At 44.4% G+C, this 20785-nt stretch carries 19 protein-coding genes; 17 read left to right on the top strand and 2 right to left on the bottom strand.

The genetic code is table 11. The features are described from left to right. Nucleotides 1–7: 7 nt before the first annotated feature. Nucleotides 8–1438: a trimethylamine methyltransferase family protein gene (locus tag DOZ58_RS08355; protein WP_204355494.1), complete on the bottom strand. Its 1431-nt coding sequence runs from the start codon at nt 1436–1438 to the stop codon at nt 8–10. Nucleotides 1439–1496: 58 nt separating this feature from the next. Further along, complete coding sequence (locus DOZ58_RS08350; protein WP_111887890.1) at nt 1497–2276, bottom strand: aspartate/glutamate racemase family protein; 780 nt, start codon at nt 2274–2276, stop codon at nt 1497–1499. 683 nt (nt 2277–2959) lie between these two features. Here DOZ58_RS08350 and DOZ58_RS08345 point away from each other — a divergent pair. From DOZ58_RS08345 to DOZ58_RS08265, 17 genes are all read left to right on the top strand, one after another. Continuing rightward, nucleotides 2960–4600, top strand: a complete 1641-nt coding sequence (locus tag DOZ58_RS08345; protein ID WP_111887889.1) for a BCCT family transporter — start codon at nt 2960–2962, stop codon at nt 4598–4600. Between the two features lie 82 nt (nt 4601–4682). Continuing rightward, nucleotides 4683–5900, top strand: a complete 1218-nt coding sequence (locus DOZ58_RS08340) for an NAD/NADP octopine/nopaline dehydrogenase family protein (RefSeq protein ID WP_111887888.1) — start codon at nt 4683–4685, stop codon at nt 5898–5900. Between the two features lie 134 nt (nt 5901–6034). After that, nucleotides 6035–6889, top strand: a complete 855-nt coding sequence (panB, locus tag DOZ58_RS08335; protein ID WP_204355510.1) for a 3-methyl-2-oxobutanoate hydroxymethyltransferase — start codon at nt 6035–6037, stop codon at nt 6887–6889. Between the two features lie 50 nt (nt 6890–6939). Continuing rightward, on the top strand, nt 6940–7563 hold the full coding sequence (locus DOZ58_RS08330) for a B12-binding domain-containing protein (protein ID WP_111887886.1): 624 nt from the start codon (nt 6940–6942) through the stop codon (nt 7561–7563). A gap of 12 nt (nt 7564–7575) precedes the next feature. After that, the gene (locus DOZ58_RS08325) at nt 7576–8373 is read left to right on the top strand and encodes a dihydropteroate synthase (RefSeq protein ID WP_111887885.1); all 798 of its coding nucleotides are present in this window, start codon (nt 7576–7578) and stop codon (nt 8371–8373) included. Nucleotides 8374–8512: 139 nt separating this feature from the next. Beyond that, complete coding sequence (locus tag DOZ58_RS08320) at nt 8513–9319, top strand: methyltetrahydrofolate cobalamin methyltransferase (RefSeq protein ID WP_111887884.1); 807 nt, start codon at nt 8513–8515, stop codon at nt 9317–9319. 120 nt (nt 9320–9439) lie between these two features. After that, a complete protein-coding gene (locus DOZ58_RS08315) occupies nt 9440–9967 on the top strand; it encodes a DUF5067 domain-containing protein (RefSeq protein WP_111887883.1) in 528 nt (175 codons plus the stop codon). Nucleotides 9968–10221: 254 nt separating this feature from the next. Beyond that, on the top strand, nt 10222–11355 hold the full coding sequence (locus tag DOZ58_RS08310; RefSeq protein WP_111887882.1) for a tyramine oxidase subunit B: 1134 nt from the start codon (nt 10222–10224) through the stop codon (nt 11353–11355). A gap of 27 nt (nt 11356–11382) precedes the next feature. Further along, on the top strand, nt 11383–11691 hold the full coding sequence (locus DOZ58_RS08305; RefSeq protein WP_111887881.1) for a (2Fe-2S)-binding protein: 309 nt from the start codon (nt 11383–11385) through the stop codon (nt 11689–11691). 42 nt (nt 11692–11733) lie between these two features. After that, the gene (locus DOZ58_RS08300; protein ID WP_111887880.1) at nt 11734–13320 is read left to right on the top strand and encodes an FAD-dependent oxidoreductase; all 1587 of its coding nucleotides are present in this window, start codon (nt 11734–11736) and stop codon (nt 13318–13320) included. Between the two features lie 3 nt (nt 13321–13323). Further along, nucleotides 13324–13641, top strand: a complete 318-nt coding sequence (locus tag DOZ58_RS08295) for a (2Fe-2S)-binding protein (protein WP_111887879.1) — start codon at nt 13324–13326, stop codon at nt 13639–13641. A 26-nt stretch (nt 13642–13667) separates the two neighbouring features. Continuing rightward, nucleotides 13668–14795: an FAD-binding oxidoreductase gene (locus DOZ58_RS08290; protein ID WP_111887878.1), complete on the top strand. Its 1128-nt coding sequence runs from the start codon at nt 13668–13670 to the stop codon at nt 14793–14795. A gap of 10 nt (nt 14796–14805) precedes the next feature. Next, entirely contained in the window at nt 14806–15216 is a 411-nt protein-coding gene (locus tag DOZ58_RS08285; protein WP_111887877.1) for a Rid family hydrolase, read from the top strand. Nucleotides 15217–15335: 119 nt separating this feature from the next. Further along, complete coding sequence (locus DOZ58_RS08280) at nt 15336–16178, top strand: helix-turn-helix domain-containing protein (protein WP_111887876.1); 843 nt, start codon at nt 15336–15338, stop codon at nt 16176–16178. Nucleotides 16179–16423: 245 nt separating this feature from the next. Then, nucleotides 16424–17848 (top strand): APC family permease, encoded by a 1425-nt coding sequence (locus tag DOZ58_RS08275; protein WP_111887875.1) that lies wholly within the window; start codon nt 16424–16426, stop codon nt 17846–17848. Nucleotides 17849–18066: 218 nt separating this feature from the next. Then, nucleotides 18067–19608 (top strand): PAS domain S-box protein, encoded by a 1542-nt coding sequence (locus tag DOZ58_RS08270; protein ID WP_204355493.1) that lies wholly within the window; start codon nt 18067–18069, stop codon nt 19606–19608. Further along, on the top strand, nt 19494–20765 hold the full coding sequence (locus DOZ58_RS08265; protein ID WP_371414207.1) for a putative bifunctional diguanylate cyclase/phosphodiesterase: 1272 nt from the start codon (nt 19494–19496) through the stop codon (nt 20763–20765). The genes DOZ58_RS08270 and DOZ58_RS08265 overlap by 115 nt, the downstream gene beginning before the upstream one ends. Nucleotides 20766–20785 lie beyond the last annotated feature (20 nt).

Below are 20785 nucleotides of genomic sequence, written 5' to 3'. Positions count from 1 at the left end.
ATTTTATTTAGATGCGCTCCCGGTAACAGGTGGGAATGTAGTCGTTTAAAAGATCAGCCTGTTCGCAGGTAATATCCGGTGGCGTATAGCTGGCCAAGCGCTCTTTAACTGCGGCCTGGACATCTCTGAGAACCGGTTTACTGCCATGTTCCTGCCATTGGTTGGGGTCTTCTTTGTTGAAGTATTTGGGAACAAAAAATTCCTCTTTAAACATTTTCGGGGTTCGACCCTGAAGGAAGTTACCGCGCGGGCCGATTTTGGTAATGAGATCATGACAGAGATAGCTTTCCTCAGTTTTGATTCCGCTCAGAAGCCGACGATTCATTCGGTAGGTGTCTTCATCAATTAGGAATTTTTCAAAGCTCAGGATATTAAAACTGCCCATGATTCCACACGAATGGAGCACCAGATCTGGAGCAGCTTCGAGGGTTGAGCGAATCATCATATCGGATTCAATCCCGGCCTGGATATCAAAATCCTTGGCATCACTTAAGCCGCCGCCGGTACGGCAGGGAAGCTTATAAAAATCGGCGAGCCCCCGGGTGGCATAAGCAATCAAGGCGGTTTCGGGGGCACCGATGCTGAGTTGAACCGTTCGCAGGTTGGTAGAGGCTGAGGTCTGTCCGTAAACCACCGGCAGCCCAGGTTTAACCAATTGGGACATGACCATACCGGCTAGAACTTCAGCATTTGTCATCGCAATTAGTCCGGCAACTGATGGCGGACCGGTCAGCACGGGCATTGCACAAGGGGAAAACCAGACCGGCTGATTCATTTCAGCAGCAACCAGGAACTTATCGAGCGGATCATGGTCAAAGCATAAGGGCGATAGCGAATTAATATGGATGATATTATTATAAACACCGCTGCGGCCTTCGAATTTTTCAATCAGTTCCAGACCCTGTTTAAACGACTCCCGGACCCCGGATTTTAACGGAAAGGTATTAGCCATTAAATGTAAGGCCGTTTTATTGGAATACTTTAAGATCATCGCGATCGGACTAAATACCCTTTCATCCTGGGTCAGGCTCTTGTCATCGAGAAAAATATTAAAATAGTTACAGTTAATGACATCACTGGTATCGGAGAGTTTGAACTGATCGACCGTATCATCATTGGTCATTTTATGTAAATGACCTTGCTCCAGACGGAAAATATTGCCGATGCCAGGCATCAGAATCAGGCTCCCGCCGCCAAGCGTATGATTTCCTTTGGAGTTTTCAATGGTAAAGGTTTCGGGAATGGTTGAAATCGCGGCCATGATCATTTTTTCATCAAGAAAGACGGTGTTCCCATCAATGCGGGCACCGTGAGATTTAAAAATATCCAGAATTTCCGGGTGTTCAAATTTTATCCCAACTTCGCTGAGGATCCGCAGTGATTCCTCGTGAATAACCTGCAGATCGGATTTTGACACATATTTTTCATAAGGTTTCATGATTTTACTTCCTTTTCTTAGTAGTGAGTACTGATCACTAAAGTCTATTATAAAAGATTTAGATATGACCGTAATAATCCCGGTGAGAAACGCAGGAATAAGCGTAATCAAGCAAGGTTCCCCAACTAAATACAGGCAAATCAACAGCGCGTTGAATCGCTCTGGCAAAGGGCTGCATGCCGGTACATTCTAACATGATTGCCTTAATATCCGGGTGTTTGGCAGTAAATTCTTTGGTGATCCGAATCATATCCTGTTCTGATTCGTCATAGTAACTTTCTGGTATTACAGGACGTTTTTCATGATCCCATAGCGTGTCAAACTGCGGACAACCATATTCATCCTGGGCGCCGGCAATGTAGAAGTTGCTATTGAGATCAATCCCGACTTTTTCCAGATGCGTATTGGTCAAAAAACGTTTTTGGGCACAGATGATCCCAACCGCGTTGGTGGGTCCAATCAATTGCTGAATAAAGGGGACTTGCAGCAAACTGGACATAAAAACAGGAATATCGACAGCCGCGGCCACATCTTGCTGGAAATAGGCAAAATAGCCGCATTCAGCGGCAATCGCACGACAGCCCATCTGCTCCAGGTTTTTTGCGGCCTGGATAATGGGTTCCCGGCAGGGGCTTTTATCCTGTTCCCAGACCAGGGTATAATTATCGACGCCCCTGGCGATTTCATATTGAATCGGAAAACCCCAGGCACTGGCATTGCGGACATCACCAGGAAAACCGGGATAGGCATCATCTAATACCATGATACCAATACCCATACCATAGCAGGTATGGTTTTTTCGGGTTGTCATGTAATTAATTTTTAAATCTCTTTGCATTTCTTCCTCCTAAAAATTTGGGATGTTTAAATTAGTGCGAGTTGCCATTTATACTAGCAAGGTTTATGCCAATTTATGCTCCCGTACAAAAAGATGGTTAAGTGCCCAAGAAACATCAATCGATGAAAATTTACGAAAAAACACTGATTGAGATGCCGCCGATGACCTCTAAAATAATCAAAAAAGTGCAGATCTGAAGGAGCTACGCTATAATAAGAAAAGGAATAAAATGGTGATGGAGGACTCAAAAAAGTCGGAATTGTAATTAAATTTCACGTAAATAGTTAAAATAGCCTTAGAAATAGCAAAAAACGCCTGCAAAAAATGATGACATGCAAAATAGCATTACAATATCAACCAGAAGAAGGCAAATAAAGGGTTTCGTGCAAAGGTTTACAAAGAAACGTTAGATTACCTGCATAATATTTTGCAGCCTATTCTTCCATCCCAAGAACATACATCCCCAATAGCCCTTAATTTCGCGTTATTTTCGAAATTTGATAATTTTACGAATTGGCATAAAGCTTGCTATAAATTATTGATATCGTAACGATGTGTGAAATTAAGCTGGGGAGGTGTTGATTATAGGGTTAAGGTAAGATGTGTGGGGTTAGTTTGATTGAATTCACGACAACCAGGTCAGAAAGATCAGAAAAAGTTTAAGAATCAGAAGGAGAGAGTTTATGTTAAAAAGAATACGTATTGTACCCGTTGCGATTCCAATTGTATTAATGGGAATAATCCTTATTATCGGCTTTGTTTCGCCGGATGAGTTTACAACCAGAATGACTGATTTCTTTATCGCGTTAATGGCAAATGCCGGGTGGATGGTTTCTCTGGGGGTATTGATTTTTGTTGGCTGTATGGTGTTATTATTTGTCCATCCCTTTGGCAGTATTAAATTTGGGGGCGCAAATGCAAAACCAAAATATCGAACCTGGATCTGGTGGGCGATTTCGCTTTGTGCGGGGATTGGAACCGGGATCGTTTTCTGGGGAGCCACCGAGCCGCTGATGCATACTTTCGCACCACCGCCATCGGTTGGCCTCGAAGCCGGAAGTCTGGACGCCGTTATCTGGGGGATGAGTAAATCCTTTTTGCACTGGTCGTTTTCACCTTACGCGATCTATGCGGTAGCGGGAATTGCCATTGGCTATGCTTACTATAATATGAACAAAAGCTACACCGCCAGTGCCGGTCTTGTTTATTTAAATGATGGTAAAGAACTCAATTCAAAAATCAATACAGTTATTGACGGTATTATCCTATTCGCCATTTGTGGCGGTGTGGCTGGATCGCTGGGATATGGGCTGCTGCAAATTGGCAGTGGACTCAATTTCGTGTTTGGGATCGAACCAGGTCCGGCGGTATGGGCCGTCATTGCCTGTGTCATTATTGCATCCTATACGATTTCAAGTGCAACTGGCTTAGACCGTGGAATTTCCTGGCTCAGTGATAAGAATGCCTGGATTTTTATTGCTTTGATGATCTTTGTTTTGATTACCGGACCAACGGCTTATATATTCAATCTGTTTACGCAGTCATTGGGATATTTTATTAATAACTTTGTTGATCTAAGCTTATTTACCCAACCAATAATTGACAGTGATTTATGGCCGCAATGGTGGGATATGTACTGGATGGTTGACTGGTTATCTTTTGGACCAATTGTTGGTTTGTTCCTGGTTAAATTATCCTATGGCCGAACCATCAGACAGTTTATTACGGTCAATGTTATTCTGCCGGCAATGTTCGGGATTCTCTGGTTTAGTGTATTTGGCGGATTGGCATTAGACCTGGAACTCCGAGGTATTGCTGATATGTCGGGATTCCTGGCCGACAATGGTGCCCAGGCGTTTATGATGTATATCTTTGAATTCTTGCCTTTTACTGAATTAATTCGCATTATCATGCTGGTCACTATCGGTTTATCATTTATTACCCTGGCGGATTCGATGACATCGACAATTTCGACCATGTCATTAAAACAATCCAAAGGTGTAAAAGAAGCGCCCCTGCCAATCAAAGTATTCTGGGGGATTTTCATCGGTTTGATTTCGCTGGTATTTGTAATCAGTGGCGGTATCGACGGGATCAAAATCGTTAAGACGATTGCCGGTTTCCCGATCCTCTTTATCGAATTGGCAATGATTCTGGGATTCCTCTACCATTTGTTCTCAGGTAAGCTCAAACGAGACGAAATAGAGTATGCTGATTTTATGGAACAGGAGGCAGCCGCCGCTGCTGATGAAGCCGCTGCGGAGCTGGCGGATCTGAAAATTCATAAAAAATGGTTCAATTTGGATAAACAAACGAAAAAGTAATCTTGGCACAAACCTTGCTTGTTCATTAGCGTTAAGAAAACGATTAAGCAATAAATAATAGAGATGATAAAAGGAGAAAAATATGGCAGACATGAGTTATTTAAGTGAAAAACCAATTGCAGTGTTAGGTGCCGGTGCAGTCGGAAAGGCAATTGCCGGAGACTGTGCCTTAGGGGGAGCCAAGGTAAGAATTTGCGATTTTGAGCCTTTTGCCGAAAAAACACTCAAGAATGTGGAAAAAGTTGGGATTAAATTCTTCGGCGAACAAGTCAATCTTTATGGTTTTGAGCGTGAAGGTTTTGCCAAAATGGACAAGGTCACCACCGATGTGGCAGAAGCAGTTAAGGGTGCTGGCATTATTGTGATCGCTACGCCAACCTTTGGACACAAACCTTTTTTTGAAAAACTGATTCCCTGTCTCGAAGATGGTCAGGTTATTCATATTTTTCCCGATAATTTTGGCAGTCTGATCCTCCGTAAAATGATGCGCGAAGCGGGCTGTACAAAAAATGTGATTGTCGGTGGATGGTCAAGTTCGACCTATGGTAGCCGGGTCGAAATGCCAGGAGGCGTCATTACCCATAAGATCCGGGTTTACTATCGGGCCATTACACTCCGGGGTGCAGCAATGCCCGCAACGGATACCAAAGCCTTTATCGAAAGCTCTAAATACCTGCCGTCAATGGATGCCGTGACAGAAGGTGACGGTGCCGTAGCTGGGGATACCGTTTTAGATACCGGGTTTTCCAATGTTAATCCGGTTCTTCATTGCCCGGGAGCGATTCTGGGGGTATCGACGATGGAAAACTTTGGAACGATTTTTGGTGAAGATAAATTCAAATTCTCAATTTATTCCCACGCGTATTGCCCTTCTATTTCCCAGGTTCAATATACCTTTTATCAGGAAGAATGTGCCCTGGCTGACACCATTGGGGTGGGGATTCAACCCTATGAAAAAGAACACTTCTTCTCCCGGGAGAATGTCCTGGGTCAGGAATATATGGGGTTTGACTATTTAATAACGTTTGATAAACAAGATCCAATCCAATACGGCACCGGACCATTTACGATGGAAAACCGCTATATCACTGAAGATATCCCGGTGGGATGCTTTGTCTATCAACAGTTGGGCGATACCTATGGCGTTAACACACCAGTAGTCGATTCAATGATCAGTCTGGCATCGGCAATTCTGGGCAGAGATTTAATCGCCAATGGCTATACCTTAGAATATATTGGCATTGACAAGATGACCAAGGAAGAGCTTAACGATTATTTAAGAACCGGAAAAACGAAATAAAAAGAGCATTTGTGCTGATCCGGAAACAAGCATAAAGAACCTCAAGCTGCCATCGGCTTTATCAGCAGATGGCAGGGCGGTTTGACAAATAGGGAAACTGACTTGAGGTTGATTAAAATAATAAGGAGCTTATGATGAAAAAAAGTATTATTAATTTTAGAGAAATGGCCGAAAGAAAAGAAAAGATAGTTTACATCACCGGGTATGATTATTTAACCGCAAAATATGAAGAACGGGCTGGCGTAGATATGATACTGGTGGGGGATTCGCTGGGAATGGTCACATTAGGTTATGAAACGACGTTTCCAGTGACCATGGATGACATGATTGCCCATTCATCGGCGGTCCGCCGGGGTGCCCCGAATACCTTTATTGTTGGCGATATGCCCTACATGTCCTATCAGATCTCCAACGAGGAAGCGGTTTTTAATGCCGGGCGATTCACGAAAGAATCGCTGGTGGATGCGATTAAACTGGAAGGCGGCACCGATTCGGTGTGCCAACGGATCAAAGCGATCTCCGATGTCGGTATTCTGGTAATGGGCCATATTGGTTTAACCCCCCAATTTGCGGCCCAAATGGGCGGTTACAAGGCCCAGGGAAAAAGTGCTGGCGCGGCGATGGAATTGTTGCGACAGGCACTGGCCATTGAAGCGGCAGGGGCTTCCTTTATTCTGGTTGAAGGGGTACCGGCAGTGGTTGGTAAGGCCATTACCGAGCGCCTGAGTATTCCGGTGCTGGGAATTGGTGCTGGTTCGCATACTGACGGTCAATTATTAATTTATGCTGATATGGTCGGCTACTACGATGATTTTACCCCTAAATTTGTGAAAAAATATGCCAATGTGGGTGCTGAGTTACTAAAGGGTTTTACCGCTTTTTGTGATGAAGTGCGCAATGGTGCCTTTCCTGATGATGCGGTACATACCTACGTCATTGCCGATGAAGAAGCCGCTGAACTGGAAAAGCAATTAGCTGAAGTTAAATAAAAACGGATTTAAGATCGATTTGAAATTAAACAAAGATTAAGGAGAAAAAAATGAGTGTACAAAAGATATATGATGCCATTTTAGAATTAGATGATGATGAAGTAGTGACAGCTGTGCAGGAAGCCATTGATGATGAGGTTGATACCAGTGTGATTTTAAATGAAGGGCTCATTGGTGCAATGGACGAGGTGGGGCGGTTGTTCTCGGCAGGAACTCTTTTTGTGCCGGAAATGCTGATGGCCGCCAACGTTATGAAAATCGGATTAGATATGATCAAGCCACTATTAAAAGGTGATAACAGCGGCAGAGGGATTGTGATTATTGGTACGGTTGCCGGAGATCGACACGATATCGGCAAAAACCTCGTCTCGATGATGATGGAAGGGGCTGGTTTTGAAGTGATCGATCTGGGTATTGATGTTCCAGCTGAAAAATTTATTGATGCCGCAAAAGAAAAAAGTGCCAATCTGATTTGTCTGTCGGCACTCTTAACAACCACCATGGCAGCCATGGGAGAAACCGTTTCCGCCATTAAAAGCTCTGGTTTACCGGTTAAAACAATGGTCGGCGGCGCTCCGGTAGGTCAGGATTTTGCCAACGATATTGGTGCCGATGGCTATGCCCCGGATGCCGGTGAAGCGGTAATGCTGGGCAGAAACCTGATGGCGTCATAAACGGAGCGCCCAATGATTATCGTCGGAGAACTAATTAATGCCAGCCGCCAGGCGGTTGGCGATGCCATTAAGCGTGAAGATCACGGCTTTATAAAGAAACTGGCGCTCGATCAAGCCGAAGCCGGAGCGACTTATATCGATGTGAATGCCGGTATATTTGTCGGCAAAGAAGGCCACTACATGGAGTGGCTGATCAACAATATAAAAGCCGTCACTACGCTTCCCTGCTCAGTCGACAGTCCCGATCCGAAAGTGATCGAACAGGGACTAAAACTCAGCGGAGATGATGTGATGATTAACTCCATTTCGCTTGAAAAAGATCGGCTCGATGCCATTTTACCGCTTGTTGCCGGAACCTCTTATAAAATTGTGGCGCTCTGTATGGATGACGAAAAAATGCCGGAAACCATGGAACAACGGCTAAAAATTGCAGATGTTCTGATTAATAAACTAGTTCAAAACAATGTTAAGCTGGAAAACATCTTTGTTGACCCCCTGGTACAGCCGATTTCTACCGATAAAACCTTTGGCATGGGTTTTATTGATTCAGTTTCCGAAGTTATGAAAAACTACGAAGGAATTCATACGATCTGTGGGTTATCAAACATTTCCTATGGGTTGCCGGAACGCAAATTCCTCAATCGAAATTTCGCGGTAATGGCGATCGCCAAAGGACTGGACGGACTCCTAATCGATCCCCTAGACAAAAAAATGATGTCGAGCATTTGCGCGGCCGAAACCCTGGTGGGACGAGATGACTTTAATGTAAAATACCTGAAGGCCTATCGGAAGAAAAAACTGGAAGTTTGATCTGACTTAACTTGATAACAAAGATCTCGCTATATTTGTAGTGATAGAGCGTTTGCGATAAAAATGCATGTTTGTTTCAGGCACTCCGTTTAAGAGTGCCTTTTAGAATTTGTGAATGACAAAAAAACAGGAGATAGAGATGATTATCATTGGAGAAAAGATTAATGGTACCATTCCCGCAGTGAAAGAAGCGATCGAAAAAAGAGATGCGGTTTTTATTGCCAATCGGGCAGTGAAACAGACTGAAGCCGGAGCCGATTTTATCGATGTATGTGCCAGCACCGCCCCGGAATACGAAATTGAAACCCTGAAATGGTTGATTGAAGTAGTTCAGGATGTTACCGATACACCCTTATGCATTGATAGCCCCAACCCCCGGGTGATTGAGGCCGTTTTAAAATATGCCAACAAACCGGGGATGCTCAATTCGATCTCGGAAGAAGGCGACAAGTGCGGGGTCTTGCTGCCCCTAATGGAAGGCAATAGCTGGGAGGTAGTCGGACTTACCTGCGATAACAACGGTATCCCCACTGATTTACAGACAAAGCTTGACATTACCACAACGATGGTGAAAAAGGCGGCCAAATATGGCATCGCTCCGGAACGTATGCATATTGATCCCTGTGTGATGGCATTGTCAACGGACAATCAGTCCTTGTTGAATTTTGTAAAAGAAATTAAAGCCATCAAAGCACTATATCCAACCATTCATGTAACCGGTGCGATCAGCAACATTTCTTTTGGCCTGCCGCTTCGGTCGTTGATTAATAAAAATGCTTTAGCCTATGCCATTCAGGCCGGGATGGACTCGGCAGTGATGGACCCGATGAACCGCGATATGATGGGGACAATTTTTGCCACCGAGGCCTTGTTGGGTCGGGATAAACATTGCCGCAAATACAGCAAAGCATACCGGGCCGGAAAAATTGGGCCGCTGACAAAGTAAAAATTATAAACGCAGTATTTAGTCAATCAGGAAAATTAACGATTGAGATCACAAGGATCAGCAATTCTCCTTGCCTTCCTCTTTCAGTGAGGCTATAATTTAAGCATACGGAGGTGGGTTATGAAAAATAAGAGTATCTTTCTGATGCTGGGGGTTTTAATTGTTTTTGGGCTTACCGGCTGTGGATTGGAAAATATTTTTAACCTTCAAACAGATTCAGCCAGTACCCAGGCCAAAAAACTACCGGAAATGGTGATAAATGAGCCCTTTTTAGTAACCACTGTCATTGGCGATTACAGTGTCGCAATTAACGGAGCTAGAAAAACTGCAAAAAGAAGTGCGGATACCGATGTCAATCCTAAACAGGTTATTTTTCTTGATTACACATACAACAATATCAGCTATCAGAAAAAATATGACATGGATTTTTTTCTGGCCCAGGGTGACTTTGTGGTGGTCGATGACAAAGGGAATAACCTTGAGGCCTATAATATTAAAGACCCCAACCGGATGATTCAGGAGACCCCGATTGGCGGAAGCTGTTCGGCAAGCATTGCCTATGCGCTGGAAACAGACAGTAAAACCCTCACCGTCACCTTTGTCAGAGGGAAAAACGAGATTACCGAGATCACCGTCCCCATCACATAAAAGTATGCGCGAGTAATAATTGTCAAAAATTTAAAAAAAGTTCCGATTTTTACAATAAGATCCATTAAAAATAGCGTAAAGTATAGACAGAAAGACAAAGCGGTCTGATTTCCCAAGGGAAGTAAGCGCATTGTCTTTTTTTATTTTTGAAGAAAATGATTTAGAAGAAAATGATCTGCTTGTGTAGGCGATGATTTTTTTAAAAATTATGAGAAACACTTAGTTGTATTTCAAATAAAAGATGAGGAGAAATAATGATGGAAACTAAAATTGATTTTTTATACTTAAATGAACCGGATATGATAAGAGCCGGGGTTTTGGATATGGCCGGCTGTGTGGACACGATGATTGAAATGTTTAAACTGATGAGCGATGGCGATTATATTATGGGCGGAGCAAACCGGAACTCCCACGGCATTATGCTGTCCTTTCCGGAAAGCTCACCCTTTCCCAATATGCCCCTTGATGGACCGGATCGACGCTATATGGCTATGCCAGCCTATTTAGGTGGTGAATTTGATATGGCCGGAATGAAGTGGTATGGGTCGAATACCAGTAATAAGGAAAAAGGTCTGCCGCGGTCGATTCTGACGGTGATGTTAAATGACAAAGAGACGGGGGCTCCGATGGCATTGATGTCGGCGAATATCTTAAGTGCCATTCGCACCGGCGCGATTCCCGGAGTCGGTGCCAAATATCTGGCCCGAAAAAATTCACGGGTGGTGGGGATCATTGGCCCTGGGGTCATGAATAAAACTGCTTTGGCGTCGTTTATGGTGACCTGTCCAACGATCGATACCATAAAAATAAATGGCCGCCGCAGGGCCACTGCCGAAGCCTATGCGGACTATGTTAAAAGAGAATTTCCGCAGATTAAAACCATTGAAATTGTGGATACCATGGAAGCAGCGGTCAGAGGATCTGATATTGTCAGTGTGGCAACATCGGGATCGGTGGGTTCTGAGTCCTATCCCTATATTAAAGAAGAATGGATTAAACCCGGCACCTTATTCTGTATGCCGGCAAATGTTCGGTTTGATGACGATTTTATCTTAAATCGGGCTAGAAATGTGGTTGATAATTTCAAACTCTACGAAGCCTGGAGTGAAGAATTACCCGCACCGCGCTATGAAATTGTCGGATTATTAGCTGTTCACTACATGGATCTGATTGAAAAAGGAATCATGAAACCCGAGGATGTCAGCGATCTGGGTAACATTATTGCCGGCAGAACACCGGCCCGGCAATCAGAGGATGAGATCATTCTTTACACCGTCGGCGGCATGCCGGTGGAAGACATTGCCTGGGGTACAAGACTTTATCGCAAGGCCCTTGAAAAAGGGATCGGAACCAAGCTGAACCTCTGGGACGAACCCTATCTGGCATAAATCGTTATCACTGAAAGGAGCATCAAAATGAGAATCACAGAACACCCGATTTTGGGTGAAAGCAATAAAGGCCGCTTGGTCACCTTTTACTTTGATGGAAAACCGATAGAAGGTTACGAAGCCGAACCCATTGCCATGGCGCTACGGGCGGCTGGGGTGATGGCTTTACGCCACACGCACAAAGAAAATACCCCAAGAGGCATCTTTTGTGCCATTGGACGCTGTACCGATTGTGTTATGGTTGTGGATGGCAAACCAAATGTACGAACCTGTGTCACCCCGCTGGTGGCAGGAATGACTGTTTTAACCCAATACGGGGTGGGTGCAAAAAAGTAAAAACAACCTGGGTTAAGGACAAGAAAAAGGAATAGGTGGGTTATGAAAAGATATGATGTAATAGTCGTCGGTGCCGGTCCGGCCGGGCTATCCGCCGCCATTGAGGCGGCCAAAAGAGGACTGCGGGTCATTGTTTTTGACGAAAATGCCAGACCCGGCGGACAATTATTTAAACAGATCCATAAGTTTTTTGGATCAAAAGAACATAAGGCTAAAATCCGTGGCTTTAAAATTGGCGAAGATTTATTAAAAGAAGCTCAAACTGCTGGGGTCGAGGTGGTCCTGAATGCTGTAGTGGCTGGGCTCTATCTGGATAAGGAAGTGCTGGTTTCCCAAGCTGATGAGGTGATCCATTACAAAGGGGATGCCATTATCGTAGCAACCGGTGCCTCCGAAAATATGATCACCTTTGATGGTTGGACCTTACCTGGCGTTATTGGTGCCGGAGCGGCTCAGACGATGATGAATCTCCACCGCATCCGACCGGGGAAAAAAGTGCTGATGCTGGGAACTGGTAACGTCGGGCTGGTGGTCAGCTATCAATTACTGCAGGCTGGCTGTGAGGTGGTGGCCTTGGTGGATGCCGCTCCCAGAATTGGCGGCTATGGAGTTCATGCTGCCAAGCTGGCCCGCTGCGGGGTGCCCTTTTATTTGTCCCACACCATTATCAAGGCCCATGGTAATGACTATGTTACCGGAGTGAGCATCGCTGAGGTGGATTCAAAATGGCAGGTGATCCCGGGATCACAAAAAGATTTTGAGGTCGATACTATCTGTCTGGCGGTCGGTTTATCGCCGATGTCCCAGTTACTTAAAATGGCTGGTTGTGCGATGGAAGAAAATCCCGCCAAGGGTGGTTATGTGCCAATGGGTAATTCTTATGGCGAAACTTCGATAGCGGGAATCTTTGTGGCGGGTGATGTTTCCGGAATTGAAGAGGCCAGCTCAGCCATGATTGAGGGCCGTATCGCCGGTGTGGCGGCGGCTGCCCGGTTAGGTTTTATTGACAGCGAAGAACTAACCGATAAGGTCCGGGAGTTGGAAGAGGCGTTGCTGGCTCTAAGAGCGGGGATGTTTAGCCCCGAAAACAAGGGCCGGGAAGTCAAACACACCGAGGAAGGCTATGAGGTTTCCCAGAGTTTGTTGACACGAGGCTATCTCACCAACGAAGAAGTTTTAAGCTATCCGGGCGTCACAAAAGCAAAAGGGATTCGTCCCGTTATCGAATGTTCCCAAAATATTCCCTGTAACCCCTGTCAGGATGCCTGTCCGAAAAAGTGTATCAGCATCGGTGAAAAAATCACCTCCCTGCCCGTAGTCAGGGCCGATGCTCAGTGTTCGGGTTGCGGCCTCTGCGTGGCGGCCTGTTCCGGACAGTCGATCTTCTTAGTCAAAGAGGACGAAGAAGCGGGCACAGCAATGGTGACCATCCCCTATGAGTTTTACCCGCTGCCGGAAAAAGGATGCCAGGGAATGGCCCTGGATCGTAGTGGCCAAGAAATCTGTGGGGCGGAAATTACGGAAGTCAAAAGTCTTCCGGCTTTTGACAAAACCAGTTTAGTAACCATGAAGGTGCCGCTTAGCATGGCCATGAAGGCCCGCTTTTTTAAAGCGGCACAGGAGGTGTAGACGATGCAAAATAACAAGGATCGATCACGAAATCTGGGCGACTATCTCCCCGCGGCAGATGACGCCATGATCATCTGCCGCTGTGAAGAAATCACCAAAGGCGAAATCAGAAAAGCGGTTCACGATGGGATGTTCACATTAACAGAAATCAGACGCTATTTAAGAACCGGTATGGGTCTCTGTCAGGGGCAAACCTGCGGCCGCTTGATCAAGGGGATTGTAGCCCGGGAACTTGGGGTATCCCCCCTGGATCTGGAACCGGCGGTTTCCCGGGCACCGATGCGGCCGCTTGAAATGAAGGTTTTAGGAAATGAAAAATAGAAGAGAAATTAGATGAGGGAAATAACATGAAAAACAATGCAGACATCATTATTATTGGCAGCGGCGTCATTGGCAATGCAGCCGCCTATTATCTGGCTAAAAAAGGCTGTTCTGTTATTGTCCTGGAAAAAAGCGAGAGCATCGGGAATGGCGGATCGTCCCGAAATGGCGGCGGTGTTCGCCAGTCCGGCCGGGACAAACGGGAATTGCCGCTGGCCATGTATGGTATTAAAAACATCTGGCCGACTCTGTCCGAGGAACTTGATATGGACGTGGAATATTATCAGCAAGGGAATTTGCGTTTGGGTAAAACTGAAGCGCACCTTGATATTTTGAGCGGATTGACCAAAGACGCTGCCGCTGGCGGCTTGGAGGTCCGGATGATTGGCGGTGAAGAAGCCCGAGCGATCTGTCCTTATCTTTCGCAAGAGGTTACCGGTGCCAGTTGGTGTCCCACTGATGGTCATGCCAACCCGATGCTGACAACCCTGGCTTATTATCGGAAAGCCCGACAGTTGGGGGTTCGCTTTATCACCGGCGAAGGAGTCCAGGAGATCCGTAAGATCCGGGGTAAGGCCAGGCAGGTGGTGACCCAAAACGCTGTTTATGAAGGGGCGACGATTATTCTGGCCGCCGGTTACGAAAGCCGGGAACTGGCCTCCCAATTAGGAATTGATATCCCCATGACTCAGGCTTTGCTGGAGGTATTGGTCACCGAAGCCCAGCCGCCGATGTTCTACCAGATGCTGGGAACTGCCGCTGCCGATTTTTACGGGCACCAGAGCACCCACGGTTCCTTTGTTTTTGGGGGATCATCGGGGTTTGAAGGGGTGAACCGGGACAATGGCACACCCACGACTGCCAGTATTACCGCTTCCTGTATTTGTCGGGGAATTATGAAGTACTTTCCGATGCTGGAGGATGTCAAGATTGTTAGAACCTGGGCGGGTTGGATGGATGTCTGTGCCGACATGGTACCGGTCATCAGCCCGGTGGAAGAGGTGCCGGGACTGATTATTGCCGCCGCCTTTTCCGGCCATGGCTTTGGCATCGCGCCCACGGTAGGGTTACTTTTATCCGAACTGGCAACAGCAGAAACAACAACCCTGGATCTGAGTGCGTTTCGATACGACCGCTTTAAAGCGAAAATTTAAGGAGCAACAAATGGAATTATTACGAACCAATTATTCGTCCGGCGCACCGCTGGAAGAAAAAGCTGGATACTCCCGGATGGTCAAGGTCAGTCCCTTTATCTATATTGGCGGTACCACCTCGGTTTTGCCGGATGGCTCGGTTTATGGGGAAGATGATCCCTATGCGCAAACGCGATATGTGCTGGAAAAGCATGTCGATTTATTGGTCAGAGCCGGAGCAAAAAAAGAAGATGTGATCCGGATAAAAGTCTATACCACCGATATGAAATATGCGCCGGAAATTGGCAAAGCTTATTCCGAAATTTTCAAACCGGTTAAACCACTATTTACCATCGTGGGTACGACCATGCTGAATCGTCCTACTCAATTGGTGGAAATTGAAACCGATGCAGTGATTGGTGCCACCTTAGTGGCTGAGTAATCATTTATTCAGCTTAAAAGCGGCGATAAATGCTCAAAGGATGGCTATAATAATAGAATATTCGTATGTTATAATGTATGTATGCCAAAGTGGTAAAAATAACAGGACGGAGGAGGCCAATGATTGGTGATCAGAATAAAATAATTGTCAGTCCCAAGCAGCCTTATTTTGTGATGGCAACCTCGCGTTATTACAAGGCGGTGGTGATGGATTATGGCATTTCTCATTTTTATAGTTTTAATAATGATGTCATCGGCAATGAAGTTATTGCCGTGCCCGACGGATGCATTGATATGCTCTTTTGCTGCGATGACAAACAGCCTTATGCCAATATTTGCGGAACGGTGTTACAGCCCCGGATCGTGAATAATAAACGCAGCTATTTTTTTGGCATTCGTTTTATGCCCGGTTTGTCCTTTAACTTTAATCATGTGGCGATGTCCGATTTTGTGGAAAATCAAATTCCCTTTCTGGAAGTGATTAAAAATAAGGAATTGTTTGATACGATCACCACCAGCCGAGATTTTAATAATCAGATCCAGGCGTTTTTAAAAATGTATATCCCCCTCTATCAGCAGTCTCAGGCAGAGGATAAAAACAGAAATTTAAAGCAGTTTCTGCTTAAAAAAATAAGCGCTACCGCTGGCCAGATCAAGGTCAGTGAATTGGCCGAAACCGCTGGTTATTCGGTGCGCACCATTAATAAGGTGTTTTCCCGGGAATTTGGCTTGCCGCCGAAGATCTTTTGTAAACTGATCCGGTTTCAACATTTGTTGAGCAATCTCAATAATTTTGATAAAAACATTTTTGATGCCAATCTGGCACAGCTTTCCATCGAGTTGGGGTACTATGACCAATCCCACATGATCCGGGATTTTTATGAACTCACCAATACGACACCGGGAAAGTATGTTCATTCTTTAAAGGAAATAGAATATAACAAGCGATTAATCGTGATTTAAAGATAAATTATGATTTAGAAATTATTGTTATTATAAGTCGAATTAACATAAGTGTAGGGGCGATTATTAATCGCCTGCACAATTACATGTATCAATCGGCAAAATCTTTAATCAAACGTATATAGAATAAAAAATAAACAAGAGCAAGGGTGCTCGGATATCTGTTAGCAGGTGTCCGGGCATCTTTTTTTATGGCTTCACAAGTAAAAATTTTATGATGAGAATTTAATTATAAGGAGACGATTATGGAAAAAAAGAAAAAACTGGGATTGGGAAGCGCCGTGTCGGTATGCGTGGGACTCATTGTGGCCACCAGCTGTCTGCTGACCCTGGGTCGTGGAATGGGCCTGGCCGGAACCGGATTTATTGTGTCGTTGTTTGTGGTGCTGATTTTAAATATCATGCTATCGATTACCTTTGGTGAGCTTTATGCAATTATGCCGAACGTGGAAGGTGGACTGGGACAATATACCCTGGCTGGTCTGGGGCCGGTGGCGTCGATTATCTCAAATCTGTCAGCCTATGTGATTACCAGCATTCTGGCCGCCTCGGTGGAGATGGCCATGTGTGGGATGGTCATTAATGCGTACTTTTTACCAATGATTCCCGCACCAGTTCTTAGTGTGGCCATCCTGTCCATCTTATTCTTTATTAATTACAAGGGCGTCAACCTTTTTGCCAGGGTTCAAAGCATCGTAGTTGTTTTGCTAATCGGATCGATGACCGTGATGGGCATTATTAGTTTCTTTAAGCTGGGGGTTGGACCGGTAATAACGGCAGCCCAACAGACCGCAGCTCCGGTCGTTGGGCTCAGTGGCTATGTCTCACTGGCAGCCGTGGCATTCTGGTTGTTTATTGGTATCGAATTTGTGATTCCCCTGGCTAAAGATTTAAAGAACCCCAAGCGCGATGTGCCCCTGTCCATGATTCTGGGGATTGTGATGCTATTTGTTGTCCAGGCCATGTTGGGTGTTGGGATGACCAATTATGTCACCCTGGCAGAATTGGGAAGCGAGGCATTGCCGCATATGATCTTTGCAGAGAATTTATTGGGACAATTTGGAGTCTACTGGATGGGGATTGTTACCCTTTTAGCAGGTGTCAGCACGGTTAATACCGTACTTGGCAGCGTCGGTAAAATTCTCTCCGGGATGGCTCAGGATGAGTGTATGCCCAAAATATTTGCCAAAAAGAACAAAAACAAGGTGCCGATTGGCGGTCTGATTCTCATTTTTGGCGGTAATTTTGTTTTGCTGGCAACAGGGTTTACCCAATCATCAGGTCTTTCCAATATCTTATTGGCGGCATCTTGTTTCTGGTTAACCTCTTATATTCTGGTGAATATTTCGGTGTTGGTCCTGCGAAAAAAATATCCGGATATGCCGGGTCGAAATAAGAAGTTGACCTTATTTGGAATTCCACAATTTTTATGTATCGCCGGTAATCTTTTTATGATCTGGAACATTGCTGAGGGGGAAGCCCGAACGCTGATCTATAAGATCTTCTTTATCTTACTGGCGCTGCTTGTCACCTATTCGGTGGTGTGGGTAAAGATCATCAAAAAAATGCCTCTGTTTCACACCCCGGATGTGCATGCACTTAATCTAAAAAGTGAGGCACCAGTAGTAGTCATCGAACCGAAAGCGGTTATTGAACCAAGTATCGGCTAATGCTCTCAACAAAAATGCCAAGTATCGGTCAAATAAGGATTTAAAACCCAAGTAAAAAGCACAAAAAAAGCTATGCATCTAAGATGTGTGGCTTTTTGTTGATTTTTACTCGGGCATGGATTTAATTGCATCACTGTGGTCAGTCGAGTATAATGGTCATAAGAAATTTGATCGAAAGGACAATGATGATGGAGACTAAAAATACGCGCATAAAACAGATGCTAAAGAATTTTTTAATGATCTTTGTAGCAGGATTGCTGATTGTGGTGGCTTTGGCAGGTCTTTTTATTAATATCAATATTGAAAATGAAAAGAACATCATAAAAATCAGACAACAAAATAGCGGTGAGATTGTCAGCGTCAACGTCAATTTGATTTTTGAAGATATCAATTCAGATGGTAACATTATTCTGCACTCGGGCGAAATGAAGGACTATATTAATAACACGGCGGATGTTAATAATCAAGGTGAGTTAAAACGAATGCTTTCCAATATGATGACAAATAAAAAAATCTATGATTCAATCCGGTTTGTCGGCATTGATGGGGCTGAAAAGGTGCGCGTGAATGATACTGAAAATGGCCCCACAGCGGTTGCGGACAGCGCCTTGGAAAATAAGGATGATCAGACCTATTTTTTGGAGGCAATGAAGCTGAATTCCGGTGAAATTTATATTTCACCGATGGATTTGAGTAAAGAGGGGGGAGAAGTCGAAATGCCGGTGAAACCGGTAATGCGACTGACGATACCGGTTTTTAATGATGAAGGTGAACGACAGGGAATCCTGGTTTTAGACTATCTGGCTAAAAATATGTTGGATCAAATCGAAAATGATTCACAAAGCAATATGGATATGAAGGTTTTGCTATTAAATGATGAAGGTTATTATCTGTTAAGTGAGAACAGCGACAAAGACTTTTCGTTTATGTACAGCAATCACGAGGAAGGCACATTCAGCGAGGAAAATCCGGAAATTTGGCAGGCCATTTTGAACAACGGCAATGGCTATTTCGATGATGGCAAGGATCTCTATTTTTATACGCCCATTTATCCATTAGAAGGCTATCAAAATCTGCGGTGGATCTTAGTTGGTGCGGCTCCTCTAGACACCTTAGGCGTTTTTATAAATGAAAATAACCGGAACATGATGCTTATCGCCGCTTTGCTGATTCTTGTTTTAGGCATTGTCAGCCTGATTGTTGCCCGGTTGCTGATACAGAAAAAGGAAGCCAGCTCCCGGGAGAAAATCACCGACAGTATTTTTAAAAATTCCAAAGAAGGGATTATCATTATGGATGCCGAGATGCGGGTTGTCTATATTAACAAGGCGTTTTCAGCCATTACTGGCTATTCGGAAGACGAGATCATGGGCAGAAAACCGATCGATTTCAAAGCAGAGGAGAATTTACATGCGGTTTACCGCGAGATCTGGAAAACGGTCAAGGAGGAAGGCAACTGGCAGGGAGAAATTGTCGATGAAAAAAAAGATGGCACCAGATATTCCAAATATATGACCATCTCGAGAATGTTGGACAGCAAAAGTGAGACCTTAAGTAATTATCTGGAGGTCATTGAAGATTTAACCGAAATAAAGATTACTCAAGAGGCCATCAATAAATTAAACATTATGATGAAAATACCGGACTGCCAACTCAGGCGCTTTTTGAGATTAAAACCCGGGAATTTATTAAGCAGGTTGATCATCTGGCGATCATTGTTATCCAGATTACAAATTTTAATCGGCTGCGTGATAATTTAGGAAAAGAAGTCAGGAACATTTTCATGAGAGAGGCATCCCGGCGGATTCAGACATTCTTAAACAGTGGGGATCTCCTGGGACTTCTCCGTAAAGACGAGTTCGTCATTTCTCGGGTTAATTGTGTTGATAGATTGGCAATGGATCATCTGATGAATAAGATGATGATCTATTTAAAAGAACCTATCGACATTGGTGACGAGAAGGTTTACCTAAACGTGTCGATTGGCATCGCTGTTTTTCAGGAGGATAGTGCTGATCTGGAAAAGCTCATTGAATATGGAAACATCGCTAAAAACTACGCCCTTCAAACGGGTGATAACACCTATGTTTTTTATGAAAAAGAGATTAAAGAAAATTATTTTAACAATTTAAAGTTAGAAACCGAGCTGCGGTGTGCGCTTGAAAAGAACGAACTCAGTTTAGTCTATCAGCCCCAGGTGCAAGTCGGAACCAGGGCAATCTTTGCCAGCGAGGCCCTGTTGCGATGGCATAACGGGAATCTCGGGCAAATCAGTCCAGATCAGTTTATTCCGGTGGCAGAAAGCACCGAATTAATTATTCCTATCGGCAATTGGGTTTTGGAAGAAGCGATTAAACAAAACAAAAAGTGGCTGGATCGAACAAACAAAAAAAATGTGGTGGCGGTGAACTTATCGCCGATTCAATTTAAAAAATCAGATCTTCCGCAAATTATTGAGACGCTTCTAAAAAAATATGAAATGCCGGCAGAATTGCTGGAAGTTGAAATTACCGAAGGGATTCTAGTTGAAAATATGGAAGGGGCCAGAAGTCAACTGGAGAAAATCAAAGCCCTGGGTGTTAAAGTGGCCATTGATGATTTCGGGACCGGTTATTCATCTTTAAAATACCTGCGAAATTTCAATTTTGACCGTCTGAAAATTGATCGGGAATTTATTAAGGATTACCCGGCAAATGATAATGGAAAGATTGCCAAAGCCATCTTGAACCTGGCAAAACAAATGGATTTGAAGGTCATTGCTGAAGGGGTTGAGACGATTGAACAATTTGAGTTTATGAAAGAAAATGGTTGTGATGAAGTTCAAGGCTATTATTTTCATAAACCCCTATCAGTCGATGACTTTGAAAAGCTGATAACAGAGAAGGTTTCAGAAAAAATTTCAGGTAAAGAGGATTAAAGAAAAATTATTTTTCCTGT

It is taken from the genome of Acetobacterium sp. KB-1 (genome assembly GCF_003260995.1).
In the GTDB taxonomy this organism is placed as follows: domain Bacteria; phylum Bacillota; class Clostridia; order Eubacteriales; family Eubacteriaceae; genus Acetobacterium; species Acetobacterium carbinolicum.
Note: the sequence above shows the minus strand (reverse complement) of the source record. Positions and strands in the feature narration are given on the sequence as shown.

Bases quoted from the DNA above. Each gene is read 5' to 3' on its own strand.
- DOZ58_RS08355 (WP_204355494.1), bottom strand. From the start codon at position 1,438: ATGAAACCTTATGAAAAATATGTGTCAAAATCCGATCTGCAGGTTATT.
- DOZ58_RS08350 (WP_111887890.1), bottom strand. From the start codon at position 2,276: ATGCAAAGAGATTTAAAAATTAATTACATGACAACCCGAAAAAACCAT.
- DOZ58_RS08345 (WP_111887889.1), top strand. From the start codon at position 2,960: ATGTTAAAAAGAATACGTATTGTACCCGTTGCGATTCCAATTGTATTA.
- DOZ58_RS08340 (WP_111887888.1), top strand. From the start codon at position 4,683: ATGGCAGACATGAGTTATTTAAGTGAAAAACCAATTGCAGTGTTAGGT.
- panB (WP_204355510.1), top strand. From the start codon at position 6,035: ATGAAAAAAAGTATTATTAATTTTAGAGAAATGGCCGAAAGAAAAGAA.
- DOZ58_RS08330 (WP_111887886.1), top strand. From the start codon at position 6,940: ATGAGTGTACAAAAGATATATGATGCCATTTTAGAATTAGATGATGAT.
- DOZ58_RS08325 (WP_111887885.1), top strand. From the start codon at position 7,576: ATGATTATCGTCGGAGAACTAATTAATGCCAGCCGCCAGGCGGTTGGC.
- DOZ58_RS08320 (WP_111887884.1), top strand. From the start codon at position 8,513: ATGATTATCATTGGAGAAAAGATTAATGGTACCATTCCCGCAGTGAAA.
- DOZ58_RS08315 (WP_111887883.1), top strand. From the start codon at position 9,440: ATGAAAAATAAGAGTATCTTTCTGATGCTGGGGGTTTTAATTGTTTTT.
- DOZ58_RS08310 (WP_111887882.1), top strand. From the start codon at position 10,222: ATGATGGAAACTAAAATTGATTTTTTATACTTAAATGAACCGGATATG.
- DOZ58_RS08305 (WP_111887881.1), top strand. From the start codon at position 11,383: ATGAGAATCACAGAACACCCGATTTTGGGTGAAAGCAATAAAGGCCGC.
- DOZ58_RS08300 (WP_111887880.1), top strand. From the start codon at position 11,734: ATGAAAAGATATGATGTAATAGTCGTCGGTGCCGGTCCGGCCGGGCTA.
- DOZ58_RS08295 (WP_111887879.1), top strand. From the start codon at position 13,324: ATGCAAAATAACAAGGATCGATCACGAAATCTGGGCGACTATCTCCCC.
- DOZ58_RS08290 (WP_111887878.1), top strand. From the start codon at position 13,668: ATGAAAAACAATGCAGACATCATTATTATTGGCAGCGGCGTCATTGGC.
- DOZ58_RS08285 (WP_111887877.1), top strand. From the start codon at position 14,806: ATGGAATTATTACGAACCAATTATTCGTCCGGCGCACCGCTGGAAGAA.
- DOZ58_RS08280 (WP_111887876.1), top strand. From the start codon at position 15,336: ATGATTGGTGATCAGAATAAAATAATTGTCAGTCCCAAGCAGCCTTAT.
- DOZ58_RS08275 (WP_111887875.1), top strand. From the start codon at position 16,424: ATGGAAAAAAAGAAAAAACTGGGATTGGGAAGCGCCGTGTCGGTATGC.
- DOZ58_RS08270 (WP_204355493.1), top strand. From the start codon at position 18,067: ATGCTAAAGAATTTTTTAATGATCTTTGTAGCAGGATTGCTGATTGTG.